Below are 18,034 nucleotides of genomic sequence, written 5' to 3'. Positions count from 1 at the left end.
TTGTCGGCTTCCCGCCTTCCCCCTGTGCGTCCTGCCCAGTTTGGGTGCCGGCCATGCTTCCTGCACTCGGCCGTATATCTGTTCCGCCATCACAGCCCTTCCCGGGTCTGGATGCCACCGTCCTGGTGGATCCGCGCCATTCCTTCCGCGCCGCTTCCGTGCCTGCCGCCTCCGTGCGGCTGTCGGTGCCCCCGCGCATCCTGCGTTGGGAGCCAGTGCCCGGCGTCTTGCCGGTCTCCGACCTGTCCTGTTTGATCAGCGCCTTGGTACGGGTGCCGTCACTGCCCTCCTGGGCGGTTCCGCGGCGGGTGCCTTCATGGTCCCCGTCGTCATCCGTCGTCGATTCCGTTCGACTGTTGCTGTCCCTATCCCCTTTACCCGTGTCAGATCCTCGACGCGGACAAATGGGCCGTGTTGTCGCCGGTACGCGACGATCGCATCGGCCTTGTGGGGCCCCACGTTCGTCAATCCCTGCTGCAGCGTCGACGCATCAGCTGTATTGATGTCGATGCGCTCGGCCGCGTGAGCAGCCCCGATCAACAGCAGTCCCAGCGCAAGCGCCTTCCACGAAAACCAAGGCCCCACCTTGTTGCTCCTTGTGGCTTGGAACCGGTGCCGACCGGCTATCCCGTCGGAGGCAACCAGTGTCCCTCGCCACATACACATAGCCTATCGTCCACAACACCTTCACACAGCCAGCCAAATACCTGACGTGGTGTAGGGAAATCCCTACCCCGTTCACGGGCGTAGAATGGCCGGACTCGCCCATGCAATCGGAGTTTCAGATGGACAGCGCCAAGCTCGGCCAATTTGTCAGTGAAAAGTGGGACAACGACATCGTCCCGCAATTGGTCGATTACATCCGCATTCCCAACAAATCGCCGATGTTCGACGCCGATTGGGTCGCAAACGGCTATATGGAACAGGCGGTCACGCTGATGGAAAGCTGGGCCCGCGCCCAGAACCTGCCCGGCCTGAACGTGGAGGTGGTGCGCCTGGAAGGCCGAACGCCGCTGATCCTGCTGGAGATCCCCGCCACCGGCGCCGAAACCGGCGACGACACCATCCTGCTCTACGGCCACCTGGACAAGCAGCCGGAAATGACCGGCTGGGACGACGACCTGGGCCCGTGGGTGCCGGTGCTGCGTGATGACAAGCTGTACGGCCGCGGCGGCGCCGACGACGGTTACGCGATCTTCGGCTCGCTGGCCGCGGTGCTGGCACTGCAGGAACAGGGCCTGCCGCACGCGCGCTGCGTGGTGCTGATTGAAGCCTGTGAAGAATCGGGCAGCTACGACCTGCCGGCCTACGTGGACCACCTGGCCGACCGCATCGGCAAGCCGTCGCTGGTGGTGTGCCTGGATTCGGGCTGCGCCAACTACGACCAGCTGTGGTGCACCACCTCGCTGCGCGGCCTGACCGGCGGCAACTTCTCGGTCAAGGTGCTCAACGAAGGCGTGCACTCCGGCGATGCCTCCGGCGTGATCCCGTCCAGCTTCCGCCTGCTGCGCCAGCTGCTGTCGCGGATCGAGGACGAGAACACCGGCCGCATCCTGATCGACGGCATGAATGTGGAGATCCCGGCCGAGCGCCTGGAACAGGCCAAGCGTGCGGCCGACGTGGTGGATACCGCGATCTTCGAGAAGTTCCCGATGGTCGATGGCCTCAAGCCGATGAACGAAGACCTGACCGAGCTGGTGCTCAACCGCACCTGGCGCCCTGCGCTGTCGGTCACCGGTGTGGACGGCATGCCGGCGCTGGCCTCGGCTGGCAACGTGCTGCGCCCGCATACCGCGGTGAAGCTGTCGCTGCGCCTGCCGCCGACCGCCGATGGCAAGGCCTGCGGTGAACTGCTCAAGGAAGTACTGCTGCGCGATCCGCCGAACTGTGCCGAAGTGAAGCTGGACCTGGAAAAGGCCTCCAGCGGCTGGAACGCCCCGGCCATGGCGCCGTGGCTGACCCGCGCCATCGACGAGGCCAGCCAGGCCTTCTTCGGCAAGCCGGCGATGTACATGGGCGAAGGCGGCTCGATTCCGTTCATGGGCATGCTCGGCGAGAAGTTCCCCGGCGCGCAGTTCATGATCACCGGCGTGCTCGGCCCGCACTCCAATGCGCATGGCCCGAACGAGTTCCTGCACATCCCGATGGGCAAGAAGGTCACCTCCTGCGTGTCCAAGGTGATCAGCGAGCATTACGCAGCCAGCCTGCGCGGTGAGACCAGCGGTTCGCCGGTGGCCGCCGACAGCGGCACCCGCCATGGCGGCCACGGCTGCTGCTGAGCGGTGTTGGCGTGACGGATGCGGCCTGGCCTTGCTAGGCTGCATCCACCTTTCACAGGCAGGCAGCGCATGAACGGATTGTTCGGCAGCACCAGCTGGCTCTACATCATCCTGGTCGGCTTCGTGGTCGGTCTGCTCGGGCGTTTCTTCATGCCCGGCAACAATCGCATGGGCTGCCTGTTGACCATCGTGCTGGGCATTGTCGGCGCCTTGCTGGCCGGCTGGTTCGGCCAGTACATGGGCTGGTATGCCGCCGGCGAACCGGCCGGTTTCCTCGGCGCGATCGTCGGTGCCGTCGCGGTGCTGGCGGTGCTGCGGCTGGTCAGCGGCAAGCGCTGAACCGCTCCCTCCCCTTCTTCCCCAGGCGCCACACGGTGCCGCTTCGACGTACCCGTCCATGAACGATCCCGCTTCCGATCCCCAGCGCGCCGCGCTCCGCCGGCGCTGGGCCAGTACCGCGCTGGCCGACCCGAACCTGGCGCTGGACCGCGCCTCGGTCGACGCCGGTTTCCGCAGCTACTGGCGCACCACCAGCACCCAGGGCAGTCACATCGTGATGGACTCCCCGCCCGGGCTGGAAGACGTGCGCCCGTGGCTGCGCATGCACGACCTGCTGGAACCCAACGGCGTGCGCGTGCCGCAGGTGATCGAACGCGATGTCGAGCAGGGCTTCCTGCTGCTGGAAGATCTGGGCGGCCCCACGCTGGCGCGCCATATCGACGCGGACAACGCCGATGGCTGGTTCGACGCCGCGTTCGCGCAGCTGATCCGGCTGCAGTCGATCCCGGTGCCCGAGGGCATGGGCGCGTTCGGTGAAGCCCTGCTGCAACGCGATGCCGGCCTGTTCGACGAATGGTTCCTGCAACGCCACCTCGGCCTGCAGCTGGACTGCGGCGAGCTGGAAGGCCTGCAACTGGTGCATCGACGCCTGATGGACAACGCCTTGAACCAGCCCCAGGTGCTCACCCACCGCGATTTCATGCCGCGCAACCTGATGCCGGTCGATGGCGGTCCGGCAGTGCTGGATTTCCAGGACCTGGTGCGCGGCCCGATCGCCTATGACCCGATCAGCCTGTTCAAGGATGCCTTCCTGAGCTGGCCGCTCGAACGCGTGGATGCGTGGCTGGCGCGTTATCACGCCCAGGCGCTGGCCGCGGGCCTGCCGGTGCGGCCGTGGCCGCAGTTCCTGCGTGATGCCGACTGGATGGGCGTTCAGCGCCACCTGAAGATCCTCGGCCTGTTCGTGCGCCTGCGCGATCGCGATGGCAAGGGCCACTACTTCGAAGACGCGCCGCGCTTCATCCGTTACCTGGACGAAGTGCTGCCGCGCCATCCCGAACTGGCCCCGCTGGATGCGCTGTTGCAGCAGCGGATCAAGCCGGCACTCGAGCAACTGGCACGCCCCTTGGTCACCCGCGCATGAAGGCGCTGGTGTTCAGCGCCGGCAAGGGTGAGCGGATGCGTCCACTGACCCTGCACACGCCCAAGCCGCTGCTGCTGGCCGGTGGCAAACCGCTGATCGTGTGGCACCTGGAGCGGTTGGCCGCGGCTGGATTCAAGGACGTGGTGATCAACACCTCGTGGCTGGGCGCGCAGTTCGCGCCCACCCTGGGCGATGGCAGCCGCTGGGGCCTGCGCCTGCATTTCATCGATGAAGGGGCCGTGCCGCTGGAAACCGGCGGCGGCATCCTCAACGCGCTGCCGGTGCTGGGCGATGCACCGTTCCTGGTGGTCAACGGCGATGTCTGGACCGACCTGGACTTCACCGCCCTTCCGCGCGTGCCGCACGGCGATGCGCACTTGGTGCTGGTCGACAATCCGCTGCAGCACCCGCGGGGTGATTTCATCCTGCACCCGGATGGGCAGGTCAGCGATGACGGCGATGCTGCGCGCCTGACCTACGCCGGCGTCGGTGTGTTTTCACCGGCGATCATCGCGGGCTGGCGCAGCGTGATCGGTGCCACCGACGGTGCCGCCGCCACCCCGCCACAGTTCGGCCTGGCCCCGCTGATGCGGCATGCCATGGCCCACGGCCGCGTCAGCGGCCAGCATCACCACGGCCGCTGGACCGACGTCGGCACCCCGGAGCGCCTCGCGCAACTGGACGCCGCGCTGCGCGGGTAACCCCAGGTCATGCGTGGCTGACGCGACCGATTGCCGCCTCAGGTAGAGCCACGCCATGCGTGGCTGACGCGCCGATGCCCCCTCCCCCGAGAGCAGCCAAGAACCGCGCTCACGACATCCGGTTTTACAACCGGTGCGGGCCGTCTTCCAGCACCTGGCGCAGGAACGGCACGGTGATGCGCCGCTGCGCGGCCAGCGACTCGCGATCCAGCCAATCCAGCAGACTCACCAGGCTGCCCAACTCGCGCCCGGTCCGGTGCAGCAACCAGTCGATGGCCGCTTCGTCGATGGCCAGGCCACGGCGCAGCGCGCGCTCGCGCAGCACGGCCGCGCGCCCCTCATCGTCCAGCGGCTGCAGCAACACCCGCACGCACTGCTGCAGGCGCGAACGCAGGTCCTGCAGCACCAGCCCCAGCTGGTCCGGGCCATGCTGGGCGGTGTACAGCAGGGTGATCCCGGCGCTGCGCGCACGGTTGTGGAAGTCGAACAACGCCACTTCGTCCTCGCGATGCCCGGCCACCGCATCCAGCCCGTCCAGCGCGACCAGGTCGCGCCCTTCCAGCGATTCCAACGCCGCGCGCGTGCGCCCCACCACTGCCTTCAACGGCAGGTAGGTCGGCTGGCGCCCGGCCTGCTCGGCCAGCGAGCACATTGCCAGCGCCTGGTGGGTCTTGCCGGTGCCGGCCGCGCCTTCCAGGTACACCCAGTCGTGCGCGGCGCCTACCGCGATGGCACGCAGCTGCGCCAGCGCACCATCCGGTGCGCCGATGAAGGTTTCCAGGCGCTCGTCCTGCGGGTAACGCAGGGCGAGCGGCAGCTGCGGAACGACACTCACTGCGGATCCGGTGCCTTCGGCGAGGGCTCGACGATGATCGTCGGCTTGTCGATGTAGGAATCCAGCACGATCGTCGAACGCTCACCGGCGTACAGGTCGCTCTGCCGGTAGCGCTGGTGCGCATAGCGCAGCAGTACGTTGGTGACCGCCGCCACCGGCAGCGCCAGCAGCATGCCGAGGAAGCCGAACAACTGGCCACCGGCCATCACCGCGAAGATCACCGCCACCGGGTGCAGGCCAATCTTGTCGCCGACGATGCGCGGGGTCAGCACGTAGCTTTCCAGCAGCTGGCCCACGGTGAACACCACCCCGACCAGGATCAGCAGCTTCAGGTCGAAACCCTGCGCCTGCACCAGTGCCGCAGCGATCGCCATGATGATGCCGGTGGTCGCGCCCAGGTACGGAATGAAGCTGATCAAGCCGGCGATCAGGCCGATCAACAGGCCCAGTTTCAACCCGACCAGCGACAGGCCCGCGGCGTAGATCACGCCCAGCGCGATCATCACCAGGAACTGGCCACGGATGAACGCGCCCAGCACCTCGTTGGACTCGCGCGCCAGGTTGGTGATGGTGCCGATATGGTTGCGCGGGATGACCGAAGCCACCCGCTCGACCAGCTTGTCCCAGTCGCGCAGGAAGTAGAACGCCAGGATCGGCAGCAGCAGGATGTTGACCACCCAGGTCACCATCGCAAAGCCTGAGCGCGACACGTAGCCGAAGAACGACTTGGCGAAACCGCCGGCCTGCTGCCAGTGGCTGCGCACCCATTCGATCAGGCGGTCAGGGTCCAGCCACTGCATGATCTCCAGCCCGGTCTTCTGCTCGAACCACGGGATGCCGGTCTGCATCAACCATTGCTGGGCCTGCGGGATCGCCGCGACCAGGGTGGCGATCTGGCGTTCGATCATCGGCACCAGGATCAGCAGCAGCGCCACGATCACCAGCACCATCGCCACGAACACCAGCACCACGCCGGTGTTGCGCGAGCGCCCGGTGGCCTCGATCCGGTCGACCAGCGGATCGCCCAGCCAGGCCAGCGCCAGGGCCAGCACGAACGGGGTCAGGATCGGGGCCAGCAGCCAGATCACCCAGCCGATCGCCAGCACCAGCAGCACGTACTTCACACGGCGCAGGAACTGCGCGATTTCCGCTTCGGGGGACAAGGTCATCGCAGTCGGTACTCGTTGCTGGCCGGGGGCGGCGGGGTACCGGGGGCATCGCCATCGACCGGCACCGGCAGCGGGGCCAGCGGCACGATCACGCCGTTGTCGCCCAGCATGCGGTTCAGCCCGGACAGGCCGGTGGTCATCTCCAGCGCCAGCTCCAGCCGGTTGCCGGACGCGCGGATCGGGGTGATGTTGCGTACCACCGGGCTTTCACGCAGCCCGGCCGCCAGCCGCATGTAGTCCTCGGCGTTGTCCAGCCCGGTCACCGCGATGGTGTAGGTGCCCGAGGCCCCGGTGGCCGCGCCAGCCTTGGCGTAGCGGCGCACAAGCGCATCGGCGGTGCCGTCGGCGCCACCGGCCATGGCACGGCGGGCATCGCTGTCCTTGGTGGTCCACTTGTTCAGTTCCTTGCCGCCGTCCACGAACACCCAGTCGGCCACCCAGCCGCCGTTGGCGCGGTACAGCTTGCCAACCAGCTGCATCGGCGGGGCGTAGCGCGCGGAGGCGCGTGCCACCGCGGCGGTGTCCTGGCGCCAGATCGCCCCGACCAGGGCCTGCTCGGCGGCCGTGCCGGTGGGCAGGCCCAGCTTGTAGCCGCGCTCGACGGCGCGGTTCAGCAACGGACGGGCGGCGTTGGCCTGCTGCACGCTGACCAGGCGCGGGCCGGAGCCATCGTCGATGGCCATCCAGATCACCGGCTTCGGGCGCGGCTGCGGCCACAGCGGCAGGCCCAGCGCGGAAATCAGCCCATCCACGTCATCCTCGCGGAAGCGCGCCACCAGCACTGTCCGGTAGCTGGGGGCACCGCTGGCCGAGGTGCTCTGGTCCTGGCGGTAGTCATAGCTGGCCACATAGTCCTTGGCCCCGCGCAGCGCCTGCGCCACCCCGGGCCGCGCCATCACGCTGCGGTCACCGGACAATTTGCCCAGCACGCTGCCCAGCGCGCGGGCCAGGGCCCCGTTGCGGTCGGCATCGGCCTGGCTGTTGACCGGCACTTCGGCCTCGTAGGCCCCGGTGGCACTGGCCACGTCGCCTTCGGTGCGCAGCCCGCTCTGGGCCATCGTGGCCACCGGCAGGCATAGCGCGAGGAACATCATGAAAAAGAGGCTGCGGCGCATCAGGACTTCCATTGAGCGTATCCGGGGGGAATTGTTGCCCGAATAGGGCCTGCGCGCCAACGTGGCCTGTTAAAATCCCGCTTTCACCCCAGCGCAGCGCCGACGCCCGTGACCAACTCCCCGTCCAACCCCTCTCCCCTGACCTACCGTGATGCCGGTGTCGATATCGACGCGGGCAACGAACTGGTGGAGCGCATCAAGCCGCTGGTCAAGCGCAGCTTCCGGCCCGAGGTGATGGGCGGCCTGGGCGGTTTCGGCGCGCTGTTCGACCTGTCCAACAAGTACCGCGAGCCGGTGCTGGTCTCGGGCACCGACGGGGTCGGCACCAAGCTGAAGCTGGCCCAGCAGCTGGGCCGCCACGACACCATCGGCATCGACCTGGTCGCCATGTGCGTCAACGATGTGCTGGTGCAGGGCGCCGAACCGCTGTTCTTCCTGGACTATTTCGCCACCGGCAAGCTGGACATCGACACCGCCGCGGCGGTCGTGGGCGGCATCGCCAACGGCTGCACCGAGGCCGGCTGCGCGCTGATCGGCGGCGAAACCGCTGAAATGCCCGACATGTACCCGCCGGGCGAGTACGACCTGGCCGGCTTCACGGTCGGTGCGGTGGAGAAGTCCGAACTGCTCGACGGCGCCCGCGTGGCGCAGGGCGACGTGCTGATCGGCATCGCCTCCTCCGGCCCGCACTCCAACGGGTACTCGTTGATCCGCCGCATCTTCGACCGCGCCGGCCGCCCGGCCGACGTGGTGCTGGACGGGGGCGTGGCCCTGATCGATGCGCTGATGGCCCCGACCGCGCTGTACGTCAAGCCGGTGCTGGCCCTGCTCAAGCAACATGGCGAAGCGATCCACGGCATGGCCCACATCACCGGTGGTGGCCTCACCGAGAACATCATCCGCGTGGTGCCCGACGGCCTGGGCCTGGACATCCAGGCCAGCGCCTGGCCGCTGCCGCCGGTGTTCCAGTGGCTGCAGCGCGAAGGCGCGGTGGCCGACGCCGAGATGTGGCGCACCTTCAACTGCGGCATCGGCTTCGTGCTGGTGGTCCCGCCGGCGCAGGTCGGCACCATCGGCACGGCACTGGACGGCCTCGGCCTGGCGCACTGGACGATCGGTGAAGTCACCACCGCGACCGGCGCCGAACGCGTCCACATCGCCTGATCCCACCCGCACCGGAGCCCCGCATGGACGCCACTCCTCCGCTACCGCCGCCTGCCCCGGCCGCCGCGCTGTCGCCTGAAGAAGCCTCGCAGCTGCGGCTGCTGTCGATCTTCCACTACGTGCTGGCCGGTTTCACGGCGCTGTTCTCGCTGTTTCCCCTCATCCACCTGGCGATGGGGATTGCGATCATCACCGGCGCGATGCCGATGGACACCCCGGCCGACCAGGAGGCGCCGTTCGACCCACGCCTGTTCGGCTGGTTCTTCGTGGTCTTCGCCGCGCTGTTCATCGCCGCCGGAATGACCCTGGCCGGCTACATGGCCTACGCCGGGCGCTGTCTGGCGCAGCGTCGCCGCCACCTGCTGTGCATGGTGGTGGCCGGCCTGTCGTGCATGTTCATGCCGTTCGGTACGGTGCTGGGCGTGTTCTCCCTGGTCGTGCTGAGCCGCCCGTCGATCAAGGCCGCGTTCGCGCCTGCCGCTTCCCGCTGAGGTCACCATGTCGTTCGCGCCCCCGCCCTTGCCGCGCCCTCCCAGCGGCTGGCAGCCCTACCAGATCGCCTCGCACCTGCACGCGCTGAAGGTGATGTTCTACGTGCTGGCCGTGGTCCACGTGCTGCTCGCGCTGATCTGCGTGATGGCCGGGGTCGGCGGCTACATCAGCGAAACCGCGCAGCCCACCCCCGATGGCCCCTCGCCCCTGCTGATCCTGCTGGTGCTGGGCGCGGTGGCGATCTACAGCGTGGCCATGGCGGTGGTACATGCGCTGGCAGCCCGCCGCCTGGGGGCCCGCCAGCACCACCGCTACTGCATGATCGCCGCCGGCCTGGCCTGCCTGGCCGGCGCACTGGGCATCGCCCTGGCGGTCTACGCACTGCTCACCCTGCGACGCCCGGAAGTGCGTGCCAGCTTCCTGGACGACGACAGCCGGATGGCCGCGTGAGTGGCGCCCCTACCGGCCGTGCCTCGCCCTTGAAACGAATCGCCTTCATCGCCGTGCTGGCCGTGTTCGCGGCCACCTGGATCCACCCGCTATGGCCGCTTGAACAGACCCTGCACAGTTCACTGACCGTGGTCGGACTGGTCGCGCTGTGGTGGGTGGACCGGCGCTGGCGGCTGGGCAACGGCGCGTTCGCGGCGATCTGCGGTTTCATCGCCATCCATTGCATCGCCGCGCGCTGGCTGTATTCCAACGTGCCCTACGACGCCTGGCTGCAGGCGCTGACCGGCTGGTCGCCGAACGCCGCGTTCGGCTGGCAGCGCAATCATTTCGACCGGCTGATCCATTTCCTCTACGGCGTCTGCTTCACCCCGGCGCTGATCAAGCTGGCCCGGCATGCCTGGCCGGCGTTGCGCTTCGGCCACGCCTTCAGCCTGGCGGTGATGGTGATCATGTGCTCCAGCCTGGCCTACGAATGGCTGGAATGGGCCATCGCCCTGCTGCTGTCGCCCGATGCTGCCGAGGCCTACAACGGCCAACAGGGCGACATCTGGGATGCGCACGCGGACATGCTGCTGGCCACGATCGGCGCGCTGGCGGTCTGGCCGCTGGTACGCCGCGGCGCACCGCGATGAGCACCCGCAGCCGCATCGCCGTGCTCGCCTCGGGCCGCGGCAGCAACCTGCAGGCCATCCTGGCGGCGATCGAGGCCGGCCAGCTCTCGGCCGACGTGGTCGCCGTGCTGTCCGACAAGCCCGACGCCCCGGCCCTGCACAGCGTCGCCGCCACACAGCGCTGGGCACGCTCGCCCAAGGACTACCCCGACCGCGCCGCCTTCGATGCCGCCCTGGGTGATGCCCTGGCCGGGTTCGCGCCGGACTGGGTGATCTGCGCCGGCTACATGCGCATCCTTGGTGCGGACTTCGTGCAGCGCTTCAACGGCCGCCTGGTCAACATCCATCCCTCGCTGCTGCCGCGGTACAAGGGCCTGCACACCCACGCCCGCGCGCTGGAGGCCGGCGATGCCGAGCACGGTGCAAGCGTGCACTTCGTGGTTCCCGAACTGGACGCCGGCACCGTACTGGCCCAGGCACGGGTACCCGTGCTGCCCGGCGACCGCCCGGAAACGCTGGCCCAGCGGGTGTTGGCGGTGGAGCATCCGCTGTTGATCGCCAGCCTGCAGTGGCTGGTGGCAGGCCGGGTGGCTGAACGCGACGGTCAGCTGCTGGTCGACGGTCACCCCCTGTTTAACCCGCTGCGCCTAGATTGCGCCGGACAGCTGCAGCCCTGAATGGCCACGCACACACGCCGCTGACCCCGGCGCTGGCATCCTTCCCCCCTTACCGACCTGCCTGCATGAGAACGCCCTTGTTCAAGCCCGTGCTGCTGATCGCCTCCCTGCTGTGCACTGCTGCCCTCGTGCACGCGCAGGAGCCGCCCGAACCGGCCGCTGCCCCGCTGCCACCGGCACTGGCGGCCGCGCCCTGGGAAGCCCCCCCGCTGGAGCCGTTCACCGCCACCTACCAGGCCCTCTACAAGGGCAAGCAGGCCGGCGATGCGACCATGCGCGTCACCCATACTGGCGGCGAGCAGTGGCGGGTGGACATGCAGGTGATCGGCCGGCATGGCTTCGCCAGCGTGCTGGGCCTGAACCTGGAACAGAGCACCGTGTTCGAGAACCAGGCCGGGCGCTATGTCCCGCTCAGCCAGGCCACCGTGCGCAAGGGCCTGTTCCTGGGCAAGAAGGTCACCGGCACCTACAACTGGCAGGCCGGCACGGCGCAGTGGCTGGGCGACCTGAAGAAGGAACGCACCCAACCCATTCCGCTGCAGCCCGGCGACCAGAGCGCGCTGCTGCTCAACCTGGCGATCATGCGCGACGCGCGGCCGGGCGGGCAGATGCACTACCGCTACGTCGATGTCGGCCGCGTGCGCCAGCACGACTACCAGGCCGCCGCGGAAACCGAGACCGTGCAGGTCGGCGAGCTGTCCTACAACGCGCTGCGGGTCTACCGGACCAACGGCGGCAATGACGAAACCATCCTCTGGATCGCCAACGGGGTCCCCACCCCGGTGCGCATCCTGCAACGCGAAGACGGCGAAGATCGGATCGATCTGCGCCTGATCGAATACCAAGGAGTCTGACCGATGAACATGTTGAACCGCCCGCTGACCTGGATCGCCGCAGGCGCACTGGCCGTGGTGAGCCTGCCGGCGATGGCACTGCAGCCGTTCAAGGCCGACTACCAGGCCAGCTACATGGGCATGCAGGCCAATGGCAGCATGACCCTGGCCAGCGAAGGCGCCAACAAGTGGCGCTACAGCCTGAACGTGAAAAACCAGCTGGCCGACCTCAGCCAGAGCACCGTGTTCGAGGAGGCCAATGGCCGCCTGCGCCCGCTGAGCAGCAACGACCGTTCGGTGCTGCTGGTGAAGAAGCGCAATGTCGATGCGACCTACAACTGGTCCAGCAACCAGGCCACCTGGAGTGGCGATGTCAAGCCGGAACGGCGTGGCCCGGTCGCGTTGAAGGCCGGCGACATGGATGCGTTGCTGATCAACCTCGCCATCGCGCGCGATCTGGCCGCCGGCAAGCCGTTGAACTACCGCATGGTCGACGAAGGCCGGATCAAACCGATGTCCTACAAAGTAGTCGGCAAGGAGCAGATCACCATCGGGGGCAAGTCCTACGAAGCCACCAAGGTCTCGCGCACCGATGGCAACAAGGAACTGATCGCCTGGATCGTGCCGGAGTTCCCGGTGCCGGCGCGCCTGCTGCAGCGTGACAATGGCAAGGACGCGCTGGACCTGACGATCAAGGGCATGAACTGAGTAGTGCCGGATAGCAAACGGCCGCAATGAAAACGCCCGCTTTCGCGGGCGTTTTTTTATTCCTTCTTGGCGTCTTCGCCAAACACGGTTTTGCAGTCCACGCGGATCTGCTCACCGTTGCTGCGCCAGTAGAACGTGCGGCAATGGCGGTTGCCGTCCTGGGTGGTTTTCACGCCCACCGCATAGAGCGCCTGCAGCACTTCGGTGCGGCTGACCGTGCCATCGGCGTTCCAGTCCATGTCCTGCTGCTCGATGCCCTGGGTGATGGCGATGTCGGCGTACCAGGCATAGCCCAGCCACGCCAGCACCACCAGTATCAGCACCAGCAGCGCCTTGCGGCGGCGGGTGAATTTCCCGCGCAGGATCATGCGGTGACGCGCCGGATGCTGGCACCGAGCGAAGACAGCTTCTCTTCGATGTTCTCGTAGCCACGGTCCAGGTGGTAGATGCGGTCGATGGTGGTGTCACCGTCGGCCATCAGCCCGGCCAGGATCAGCGACGCCGAGGCGCGCAGGTCGGTCGCCATCACCGGCGCACCGCTGAGATGCTCGGCGCCGCGCACGATCGCGGTGTGGCCTTCCACTTGGATGTCCGCGCCCAGACGCAACAGCTCGTTGACGTGCATGAAACGATTTTCGAAGATCGTTTCGTTGATCACGCCCACGCCGTCGGCCACGCAGTTGAGCGCCATGAACTGGGCCTGCATGTCGGTCGGGAACGCCGGGTACGGCGCGGTGGTCAGGTTGACCGCGCGCGGGCGCTTGCCCTGCATGTCCAGGGTGATGCTGTCTTCGGTGGTCTCGATCTTCGCACCGGCCTCGACCAGCTTGGACAGCACCGCGTCCATGGTGTTGGGACGGGCACGGTTGACGGTGACCTTGCCGCCGGTCATCGCCGCGGCAACCAGGAAGGTGCCGGTTTCGATGCGGTCGGGCAGCACTTCGTGGCGGCCACCGGACAGCTTCTCGACGCCTTCGATGACCAGCCGCGCGGTACCCAGGCCTTCGATCTTCGCGCCGAGCGCGATCAGGCAGTGCGCCAGATCGGTGACTTCCGGTTCCATCGCCGCGTTGTCCAGCACGGTGGTGCCTTCGGCGAGCACGGCGGCCATCAACACGTTCTCGGTGCCGGTGACGCTGACCATGTCGAAGGTGAAGTGCGCACCCTTCAGGCGCTTGGCCTGGGCCTTGATGAAGCCGTTCTCGACGGTGATCTCCGCACCCAGCGCCTGCAGGCCCTTGATGTGCTGGTCGACCGGCCGCGAGCCGATCGCGCAGCCGCCGGGCAGCGACACTTCGGCCGCGCCGAAGCGGGCCAGCAGCGGGCCCAGCACCAGGATCGAGGCGCGCATGGTGCGCACCAGCTCGTACGGGGCCACGTGCTGATTGACCGAGCGCGGGTCGACCACGATCGCGCTGCCGCGCGACAGGGTGCCCTGGTCGATGGTGACCTTGGCCCCCAGTTCGCTGAGCAGCTTCACCGTGGTGACCACGTCGTGCAGGTGCGGCACGTTGGTGATTTCCACCGGCGCGTCGGCCAGCAGGGTGGCGCACAGGATGGGGAGGACGGCGTTCTTGGCGCCGGAAATGTTCACTTCACCGTGCAGCGGCTTGCCGCCGGTCACTACGATCTTGGCCATGGAGTCTACTTGGGGTCAGGTAGAGCCGACCGTGGGTCGGCTGAAAAAGGGAGGCGCGCGGGGCTTTCCGGAATCAACCGGCGGCTTCGGCCGTGGTGACGGTCTTCAGCGCCAGCGCATGGATCGCCCCGCCCATCAGATCGCCCAGGGTGGCATACACCATGCGGTGGCGCGCCAGCGGCATTTTGCCGGCGAAGCTGTCGCTCACCACGGTGGCCTCGAAATGCACGCCATCATCGCCCTGCACGTCCGCGCGGGCGCCCGGCAGGCCGGATTCGATCAGTTTGCGGATGGTCTCGGCGTCCAACGGGCTTTCCTAATAAAATGTGCGCTCATTCTACTCTTCCGCGTGGCGCCCGCATGGCTGTATCGCCCCTGCCCCCCTCTTCAACCGACGCTACGGCGCTGGTTGCCAGCGGCCGCCGCGTGTTCCAGATCGAGGCCGACGCCCTTGCCGCCGTAGCCGATCGGCTTGGCGATGCGTTCAGCCAGGCCTGCCAGCTGGTGCTGGGCAGCCAGGGCCGGGTGGTCGCCACCGGCATGGGCAAGTCCGGCCACGTGGCCCGCAAGATCGCCGCGACCCTGGCCTCCACCGGCACCCCTGCGTTCTACGTGCACCCCGGTGAGGCCGGCCACGGCGACCTGGGCATGATCACCGAGACCGACGTGGTGCTGGCGCTGTCCTACTCCGGCGAATCGGACGAACTGCTGATGCTGCTGCCGGTGTTCAAGCGCCAGGGCAACCGGCTGATCGCCATGACCGGCCGGCCGCAGTCCACGCTGGCCCTGGCCGCCGACGTGCACCTGGATGTCAGCGTGCCGGCCGAAGCCTGCCCGCTGGCGCTGGCCCCCACCTCCAGCACCACCGCCTCGCTGGCGATGGGCGACGCGCTGGCGGTGGCCCTGCTGGACGCGCGCGGCTTCACCGCCGACGACTTCGCCCGCTCGCACCCGGCCGGCAGCCTTGGTCGCCGCCTGCTGCTGCACATCACCGATGTCATGCACAGCGGCGATGAGCTGCCGCGGGTGGACGTGGGTGCCAGCCTCAGCGAGGCCCTGGTGGAGATGAGCCGCAAGCGGCTGGGCATGACCGCCGTGGTCGATGCCGACAACCGCCTGATCGGCCTGTTCACCGACGGCGACCTGCGCCGTGCGCTGGACACCGACCTGGACGTGCGCAGCGCCCGGATCGCCGAGGTGATGACCCACAAACCCCGCACCATCGGCGCCGACCAGCTGGCCGTGGAGGCCGCGCGGTTGATGGAAACCCACCAGATCAACGGCTTGATGGTGGTCGATGGCGAGGGCCGCCTGGTCGGCGCGCTCAACATTCATGACCTGTTGCGGGCCCGGGTGGTTTAAACCACAGTTGCCTTCCTCCATTCAGCTGGACTGCCTTCCCTGATGCCCTACTCCCCGTTGCCCGGTTTCCCGTCCCACCTGCATGCCACTGCCGGCCGTATCCGGCTGGCCTGCTTCGACGTGGACGGCACGCTCACCGATGGTCGGCTCTACTACGACCGGGACGGCAACGAGAGCAAGGCGTATTACGTGCAGGACGGACTCGGCCTGAAACTGCTGCAGCAACATGGCATCCACCCGGTGCTGATCACCGCGCGCAACAGCCTGTCCGCGCTCAAGCGTGGCGCCGACCTGGGCATCGACACCCAGATCGCGGTCGGCGACAAGCTGGCCAGCGTGCGCGCCTTGTGCGAACAGCATGGCGTGGGCCTGGACCAGGTCGCCTTCATGGGCGATGACCTGCCCGACCTCGCCCCGCTGTGCGCGGTGGGCCTGGCGGTGGCCCCGGCCAATGCCCACCCGTGGATCGCCGAACGCGTGCACTGGCAGACCCGCAGCGACGGTGGCCGTGGCGCCGCACGCGAGCTGTGTGATGTGCTGCTGGCCGCGCAGGGCCATATCGATGCGGTGCTGGCGAGGTTCGGCGCATGAGCTGGCGTACCGCCCTGGGTGGACTGCTGCTGGTCGCCGCGCTGCTCAGCGGCTGGTCGCTGCTGCGCCATCGCGACAAACCCGTGGCGGCGGTCAACGATGACGCCAGCAAGGACTACGTGCTGCACGATTTCCAGATCGTGGCGCTGGACGAACAGGGCAAGGAATCCACCACCCTGCGCGCACCGCTGCTGGAACGCCTGCGCAGCGATGAAACGATGACCATCACCACCCCCCTGTTCCTGCTGCCCGACCAGGACGGCAACCACTGGGAACTGCGCGGCAAGACCGGCTGGGTCAGTGCCAAGGGCGACCTGCTCAAGCTGACCGGCGACGTCAGCGGCGACAGCCCCAAGGTTCCCAATGTGCCACCGACCACCTTCCGTACCGACCACCTGGACGTGTTCCCGAAAGAGAACCGTGCCAAGACCGATGCCAAGGTGAGCATGACCCGGCCCGGCATCACCCAGACCGGCGTGGGCTTTGAACTGGACTCGAAAAACAAGACGTATCATTTCCTCAGCCAGTCCAAGGGCACCTACCAACCCGCCAGATGATGGCGTGACCGGTCATCGCGACGTCCTCCAACGGCGCGGGCCGGCAGCAGCACTCCCCATGGGCCGGACAGCATCCCCCGGCCTCGACATCGACAGTTCCCTGGCCACCTGGCCCGGGCAATCAAACGGCAGAACAGACACCCCATGAAGATCCTATTTGCAGCCGCCTGCGCGATCAGTCTTCTGGTCCCGGCATTCGCCGCCAGCGCGAAGTCGACCGATCGCAACGAGAGCATGTCCATCGATGCCGGTGCGCAGTCAGGCACCCTGGTGGGCGATGGCAAGACCACCTTGTCCCAGGGCGTGATCGTCACCCAGGGCACGCTGGACCTGCGTTCCTCCGAAGCCGAGATCTACATGAAAGATGGCGAGGCGGTGCGCGCGGTGTTCACCGGCAAGCAGGCCAAGCTCAAGCAGCAGCTGGACGACGGCAGCTGGATGGATGCCAGTGCGGATCGCATCGACTACGACATCAAGACCGAAGTGCTGGTGATGACCGGCAACTACCACGTCAAGAGCGCGCGGGGCACCAACTCCGGCGAGAAGATGACCTACAACACCCGCACCGGCGAAATGAACAGCGGCGGCGATGGCACCCGCGTGCGCACCGTGATTCCGCCCAAGAACAAGACCGCCGCCCCGGCCGCGGCGACGCCCGCCGCCAAGACCACCGTCCCCACCGCAGGGAGCAAGAAGTAATGCTCGTCGCCAAAGGCCTGCGCAAGCGCTACAAGCAGCGCGAAGTCGTCAAGGACTTCGAGCTCACCCTCGACGCCGGTGAAGTGGTCGGCCTGCTCGGCCCCAACGGCGCCGGCAAGACCACCTGTTTCTACATGATCGTCGGGCTGGTCGAAGCCGATGCCGGCAGCATCGTGCTGGACGGCAAGGACATCACCGCCGACCCGATGTACACCCGCGCCAAGCAGGGCGTGGGCTATTTGCCGCAGGAACCCTCGGTGTTCCGCAAGCTGACCGTGGCCGACAACATCCGCCTGGTGCTGGAACTGCGCGAAGACCTGGACAAGGCCGGCCGCGAAAAGGAGCTGAATTCGCTGCTGGATGAACTGCAGATCGGCCATGTCGCCGACCAGCTCGGTGCCAGCCTGTCCGGTGGTGAGCGCCGCCGCTGCGAAATCGCCCGCGCACTGGCCGCGCGCCCGCGCCTGATCCTGCTCGATGAGCCGTTCGCCGGCGTCGACCCGATCTCGGTCGGCGAGATCCAGCGCATCGTCACCCACCTCAAGCAGCGTGGCATCGGCGTGCTGATCACCGACCACAATGTGCGCGAGACCTTGGGAATCTGCGACCGCGCGTATATCCTCAACGAAGGCAGCGTACTGGCGCAGGGAGCACCAGACGCCATTCTGGCCAACGCCGATGTCCGCCGCGTCTACCTTGGAGAAACCTTCAAGCTCTGACCGGCGGCCG

23 protein-coding genes are annotated in these 18,034 nt (G+C 67.7%); 16 read left to right on the top strand and 7 right to left on the bottom strand.

Translation table 11 applies throughout. The annotated features are described in order from the left end of the window. Positions 1-255 precede the first annotated feature (255 nt). The gene (locus tag AC3IPM_RS05005; RefSeq protein ID WP_489302833.1) at positions 256-660 is read right to left on the bottom strand and encodes a ComEA family DNA-binding protein; all 405 of its coding nucleotides are present in this window, start codon (positions 658-660) and stop codon (positions 256-258) included. Positions 661-785: 125 nt separating this feature from the next. Between AC3IPM_RS05005 and AC3IPM_RS05000 the strand changes: the two genes are divergently transcribed. From AC3IPM_RS05000 to murU, 4 genes are all read left to right on the top strand, one after another. Continuing rightward, positions 786-2,279 carry a M20 family metallopeptidase gene (locus AC3IPM_RS05000; protein ID WP_489304014.1) on the top strand — a complete coding sequence of 498 codons (1,494 nt, stop codon included), beginning with the start codon at positions 786-788 and terminating at the stop codon, positions 2,277-2,279. Between the two features lie 69 nt (positions 2,280-2,348). Then, positions 2,349-2,618 (top strand): GlsB/YeaQ/YmgE family stress response membrane protein, encoded by a 270-nt coding sequence (locus AC3IPM_RS04995; protein WP_489302832.1) that lies wholly within the window; start codon positions 2,349-2,351, stop codon positions 2,616-2,618. A gap of 58 nt (positions 2,619-2,676) precedes the next feature. Beyond that, positions 2,677-3,702 (top strand): aminoglycoside phosphotransferase family protein, encoded by a 1,026-nt coding sequence (locus AC3IPM_RS04990; protein ID WP_489302831.1) that lies wholly within the window; start codon positions 2,677-2,679, stop codon positions 3,700-3,702. Further along, positions 3,699-4,403 carry an N-acetylmuramate alpha-1-phosphate uridylyltransferase MurU gene (gene murU / locus AC3IPM_RS04985; protein ID WP_489302830.1) on the top strand — a complete coding sequence of 235 codons (705 nt, stop codon included), beginning with the start codon at positions 3,699-3,701 and terminating at the stop codon, positions 4,401-4,403. Before AC3IPM_RS04990 ends, murU begins: the two co-directional genes overlap by 4 nt. Before the next feature lie 124 nt (positions 4,404-4,527). On the opposite strand, the gene hda is transcribed toward murU, so the two are convergent. Genes hda through AC3IPM_RS04970 form a run of 3 tightly spaced genes read right to left on the bottom strand, consistent with a single transcriptional unit; the run spans position 4,528 to position 7,522 of the window. Beyond that, positions 4,528-5,238 carry a DnaA regulatory inactivator Hda gene (gene hda, locus AC3IPM_RS04980; RefSeq protein WP_489302828.1) on the bottom strand — a complete coding sequence of 237 codons (711 nt, stop codon included), beginning with the start codon at positions 5,236-5,238 and terminating at the stop codon, positions 4,528-4,530. Then, positions 5,235-6,407, bottom strand: coding sequence for an AI-2E family transporter (locus AC3IPM_RS04975; protein WP_489302826.1), 1,173 nt, complete (start codon positions 6,405-6,407; stop codon positions 5,235-5,237). The genes hda and AC3IPM_RS04975 overlap by 4 nt, the downstream gene beginning before the upstream one ends. Continuing rightward, on the bottom strand, positions 6,404-7,522 hold the full coding sequence (locus AC3IPM_RS04970) for a DUF2066 domain-containing protein (protein ID WP_489302825.1): 1,119 nt from the start codon (positions 7,520-7,522) through the stop codon (positions 6,404-6,406). Before AC3IPM_RS04970 ends, AC3IPM_RS04975 begins: the two co-directional genes overlap by 4 nt. A gap of 108 nt (positions 7,523-7,630) precedes the next feature. Here AC3IPM_RS04970 and purM point away from each other — a divergent pair, with 108 nt between their 5' ends. The 7 genes from purM (at position 7,631) to AC3IPM_RS04935 (ending at position 12,457) form a co-directional block, all read left to right on the top strand. Next, positions 7,631-8,686 carry a phosphoribosylformylglycinamidine cyclo-ligase gene (gene purM / locus AC3IPM_RS04965; protein WP_489302824.1) on the top strand — a complete coding sequence of 352 codons (1,056 nt, stop codon included), beginning with the start codon at positions 7,631-7,633 and terminating at the stop codon, positions 8,684-8,686. 23 nt (positions 8,687-8,709) lie between these two features. Next, positions 8,710-9,177: a hypothetical protein gene (locus AC3IPM_RS04960; RefSeq protein WP_489302822.1), complete on the top strand. Its 468-nt coding sequence runs from the start codon at positions 8,710-8,712 to the stop codon at positions 9,175-9,177. A 7-nt stretch (positions 9,178-9,184) separates the two neighbouring features. Continuing rightward, entirely contained in the window at positions 9,185-9,628 is a 444-nt protein-coding gene (locus tag AC3IPM_RS04955) for a hypothetical protein (protein WP_489302821.1), read from the top strand. Further along, positions 9,625-10,260 carry a DUF2238 domain-containing protein gene (locus tag AC3IPM_RS04950; protein ID WP_489302820.1) on the top strand — a complete coding sequence of 212 codons (636 nt, stop codon included), beginning with the start codon at positions 9,625-9,627 and terminating at the stop codon, positions 10,258-10,260. Before AC3IPM_RS04955 ends, AC3IPM_RS04950 begins: the two co-directional genes overlap by 4 nt. Beyond that, positions 10,257-10,916: a phosphoribosylglycinamide formyltransferase gene (gene purN, locus AC3IPM_RS04945; protein WP_489302819.1), complete on the top strand. Its 660-nt coding sequence runs from the start codon at positions 10,257-10,259 to the stop codon at positions 10,914-10,916. Before AC3IPM_RS04950 ends, purN begins: the two co-directional genes overlap by 4 nt. Positions 10,917-10,981: 65 nt before the next feature. Then, entirely contained in the window at positions 10,982-11,770 is a 789-nt protein-coding gene (locus AC3IPM_RS04940; RefSeq protein WP_489302818.1) for a DUF3108 domain-containing protein, read from the top strand. Between the two features lie 3 nt (positions 11,771-11,773). Continuing rightward, the gene (locus AC3IPM_RS04935; RefSeq protein ID WP_489302817.1) at positions 11,774-12,457 is read left to right on the top strand and encodes a DUF3108 domain-containing protein; all 684 of its coding nucleotides are present in this window, start codon (positions 11,774-11,776) and stop codon (positions 12,455-12,457) included. 56 nt (positions 12,458-12,513) lie between these two features. On the opposite strand, the gene AC3IPM_RS04930 is transcribed toward AC3IPM_RS04935, so the two are convergent. The 3 genes from AC3IPM_RS04930 to AC3IPM_RS04920 all read right to left on the bottom strand — a co-directional run bounded on the left by AC3IPM_RS04930 (position 12,514) and on the right by AC3IPM_RS04920 (position 14,403). After that, on the bottom strand, positions 12,514-12,825 hold the full coding sequence (locus AC3IPM_RS04930; RefSeq protein ID WP_489302815.1) for an EF-hand domain-containing protein: 312 nt from the start codon (positions 12,823-12,825) through the stop codon (positions 12,514-12,516). Then, on the bottom strand, positions 12,822-14,096 hold the full coding sequence (gene murA / locus AC3IPM_RS04925; protein WP_489302814.1) for a UDP-N-acetylglucosamine 1-carboxyvinyltransferase: 1,275 nt from the start codon (positions 14,094-14,096) through the stop codon (positions 12,822-12,824). Before murA ends, AC3IPM_RS04930 begins: the two co-directional genes overlap by 4 nt. A 73-nt stretch (positions 14,097-14,169) precedes the next feature. Beyond that, positions 14,170-14,403: a BolA family protein gene (locus AC3IPM_RS04920; protein ID WP_489302813.1), complete on the bottom strand. Its 234-nt coding sequence runs from the start codon at positions 14,401-14,403 to the stop codon at positions 14,170-14,172. Positions 14,404-14,456: 53 nt separating this feature from the next. Here AC3IPM_RS04920 and AC3IPM_RS04915 point away from each other — a divergent pair, with 53 nt between their 5' ends. From AC3IPM_RS04915 to lptB, 5 genes are all read left to right on the top strand, one after another. Continuing rightward, complete coding sequence (locus AC3IPM_RS04915; protein ID WP_489302812.1) at positions 14,457-15,458, top strand: KpsF/GutQ family sugar-phosphate isomerase; 1,002 nt, start codon at positions 14,457-14,459, stop codon at positions 15,456-15,458. 42 nt (positions 15,459-15,500) lie between these two features. Beyond that, positions 15,501-16,049 (top strand): KdsC family phosphatase, encoded by a 549-nt coding sequence (locus AC3IPM_RS04910; protein ID WP_489302811.1) that lies wholly within the window; start codon positions 15,501-15,503, stop codon positions 16,047-16,049. Continuing rightward, positions 16,046-16,606 (top strand): LPS export ABC transporter periplasmic protein LptC, encoded by a 561-nt coding sequence (gene lptC / locus AC3IPM_RS04905; RefSeq protein ID WP_489302809.1) that lies wholly within the window; start codon positions 16,046-16,048, stop codon positions 16,604-16,606. The genes AC3IPM_RS04910 and lptC overlap by 4 nt, the downstream gene beginning before the upstream one ends. 144 nt (positions 16,607-16,750) lie before the next feature. Beyond that, on the top strand, positions 16,751-17,305 hold the full coding sequence (gene lptA / locus AC3IPM_RS04900; RefSeq protein ID WP_489302808.1) for a lipopolysaccharide transport periplasmic protein LptA: 555 nt from the start codon (positions 16,751-16,753) through the stop codon (positions 17,303-17,305). Beyond that, complete coding sequence (lptB, locus tag AC3IPM_RS04895) at positions 17,305-18,024, top strand: LPS export ABC transporter ATP-binding protein (protein WP_489302807.1); 720 nt, start codon at positions 17,305-17,307, stop codon at positions 18,022-18,024. The genes lptA and lptB overlap by 1 nt, the downstream gene beginning before the upstream one ends. Positions 18,025-18,034 lie beyond the last annotated feature (10 nt).

The organism is Stenotrophomonas sp. GL_111 (genome assembly GCF_057835245.1).
Note: the sequence above shows the minus strand (reverse complement) of the source record. Positions and strands in the feature narration are given on the sequence as shown.

What these genes read in the sequence shown, in the direction of transcription:
- AC3IPM_RS04940 (WP_489302818.1), top strand. Translation starts at nt 10,982, where the DNA reads ATGAGAACGCCCTTGTTCAAGCCCGTGCTGCTGATCGCCTCCCTGCTG.
- lptA (WP_489302808.1), top strand. Translation starts at nt 16,751, where the DNA reads ATGAAGATCCTATTTGCAGCCGCCTGCGCGATCAGTCTTCTGGTCCCG.
- AC3IPM_RS04935 (WP_489302817.1), top strand. Translation starts at nt 11,774, where the DNA reads ATGAACATGTTGAACCGCCCGCTGACCTGGATCGCCGCAGGCGCACTG.
- AC3IPM_RS04970 (WP_489302825.1), bottom strand. Translation starts at nt 7,522, where the DNA reads ATGCGCCGCAGCCTCTTTTTCATGATGTTCCTCGCGCTATGCCTGCCG.
- AC3IPM_RS04990 (WP_489302831.1), top strand. Translation starts at nt 2,677, where the DNA reads ATGAACGATCCCGCTTCCGATCCCCAGCGCGCCGCGCTCCGCCGGCGC.
- murU (WP_489302830.1), top strand. Translation starts at nt 3,699, where the DNA reads ATGAAGGCGCTGGTGTTCAGCGCCGGCAAGGGTGAGCGGATGCGTCCA.
- AC3IPM_RS04975 (WP_489302826.1), bottom strand. Translation starts at nt 6,407, where the DNA reads ATGACCTTGTCCCCCGAAGCGGAAATCGCGCAGTTCCTGCGCCGTGTG.
- AC3IPM_RS04930 (WP_489302815.1), bottom strand. Translation starts at nt 12,825, where the DNA reads ATGATCCTGCGCGGGAAATTCACCCGCCGCCGCAAGGCGCTGCTGGTG.
- purN (WP_489302819.1), top strand. Translation starts at nt 10,257, where the DNA reads ATGAGCACCCGCAGCCGCATCGCCGTGCTCGCCTCGGGCCGCGGCAGC.
- AC3IPM_RS05000 (WP_489304014.1), top strand. Translation starts at nt 786, where the DNA reads ATGGACAGCGCCAAGCTCGGCCAATTTGTCAGTGAAAAGTGGGACAAC.
- AC3IPM_RS04915 (WP_489302812.1), top strand. Translation starts at nt 14,457, where the DNA reads ATGGCTGTATCGCCCCTGCCCCCCTCTTCAACCGACGCTACGGCGCTG.
- murA (WP_489302814.1), bottom strand. Translation starts at nt 14,096, where the DNA reads ATGGCCAAGATCGTAGTGACCGGCGGCAAGCCGCTGCACGGTGAAGTG.
- lptC (WP_489302809.1), top strand. Translation starts at nt 16,046, where the DNA reads ATGAGCTGGCGTACCGCCCTGGGTGGACTGCTGCTGGTCGCCGCGCTG.
- AC3IPM_RS05005 (WP_489302833.1), bottom strand. Translation starts at nt 660, where the DNA reads ATGTGGCGAGGGACACTGGTTGCCTCCGACGGGATAGCCGGTCGGCAC.
- AC3IPM_RS04955 (WP_489302821.1), top strand. Translation starts at nt 9,185, where the DNA reads ATGTCGTTCGCGCCCCCGCCCTTGCCGCGCCCTCCCAGCGGCTGGCAG.
- AC3IPM_RS04995 (WP_489302832.1), top strand. Translation starts at nt 2,349, where the DNA reads ATGAACGGATTGTTCGGCAGCACCAGCTGGCTCTACATCATCCTGGTC.
- AC3IPM_RS04960 (WP_489302822.1), top strand. Translation starts at nt 8,710, where the DNA reads ATGGACGCCACTCCTCCGCTACCGCCGCCTGCCCCGGCCGCCGCGCTG.
- AC3IPM_RS04910 (WP_489302811.1), top strand. Translation starts at nt 15,501, where the DNA reads ATGCCCTACTCCCCGTTGCCCGGTTTCCCGTCCCACCTGCATGCCACT.
- lptB (WP_489302807.1), top strand. Translation starts at nt 17,305, where the DNA reads ATGCTCGTCGCCAAAGGCCTGCGCAAGCGCTACAAGCAGCGCGAAGTC.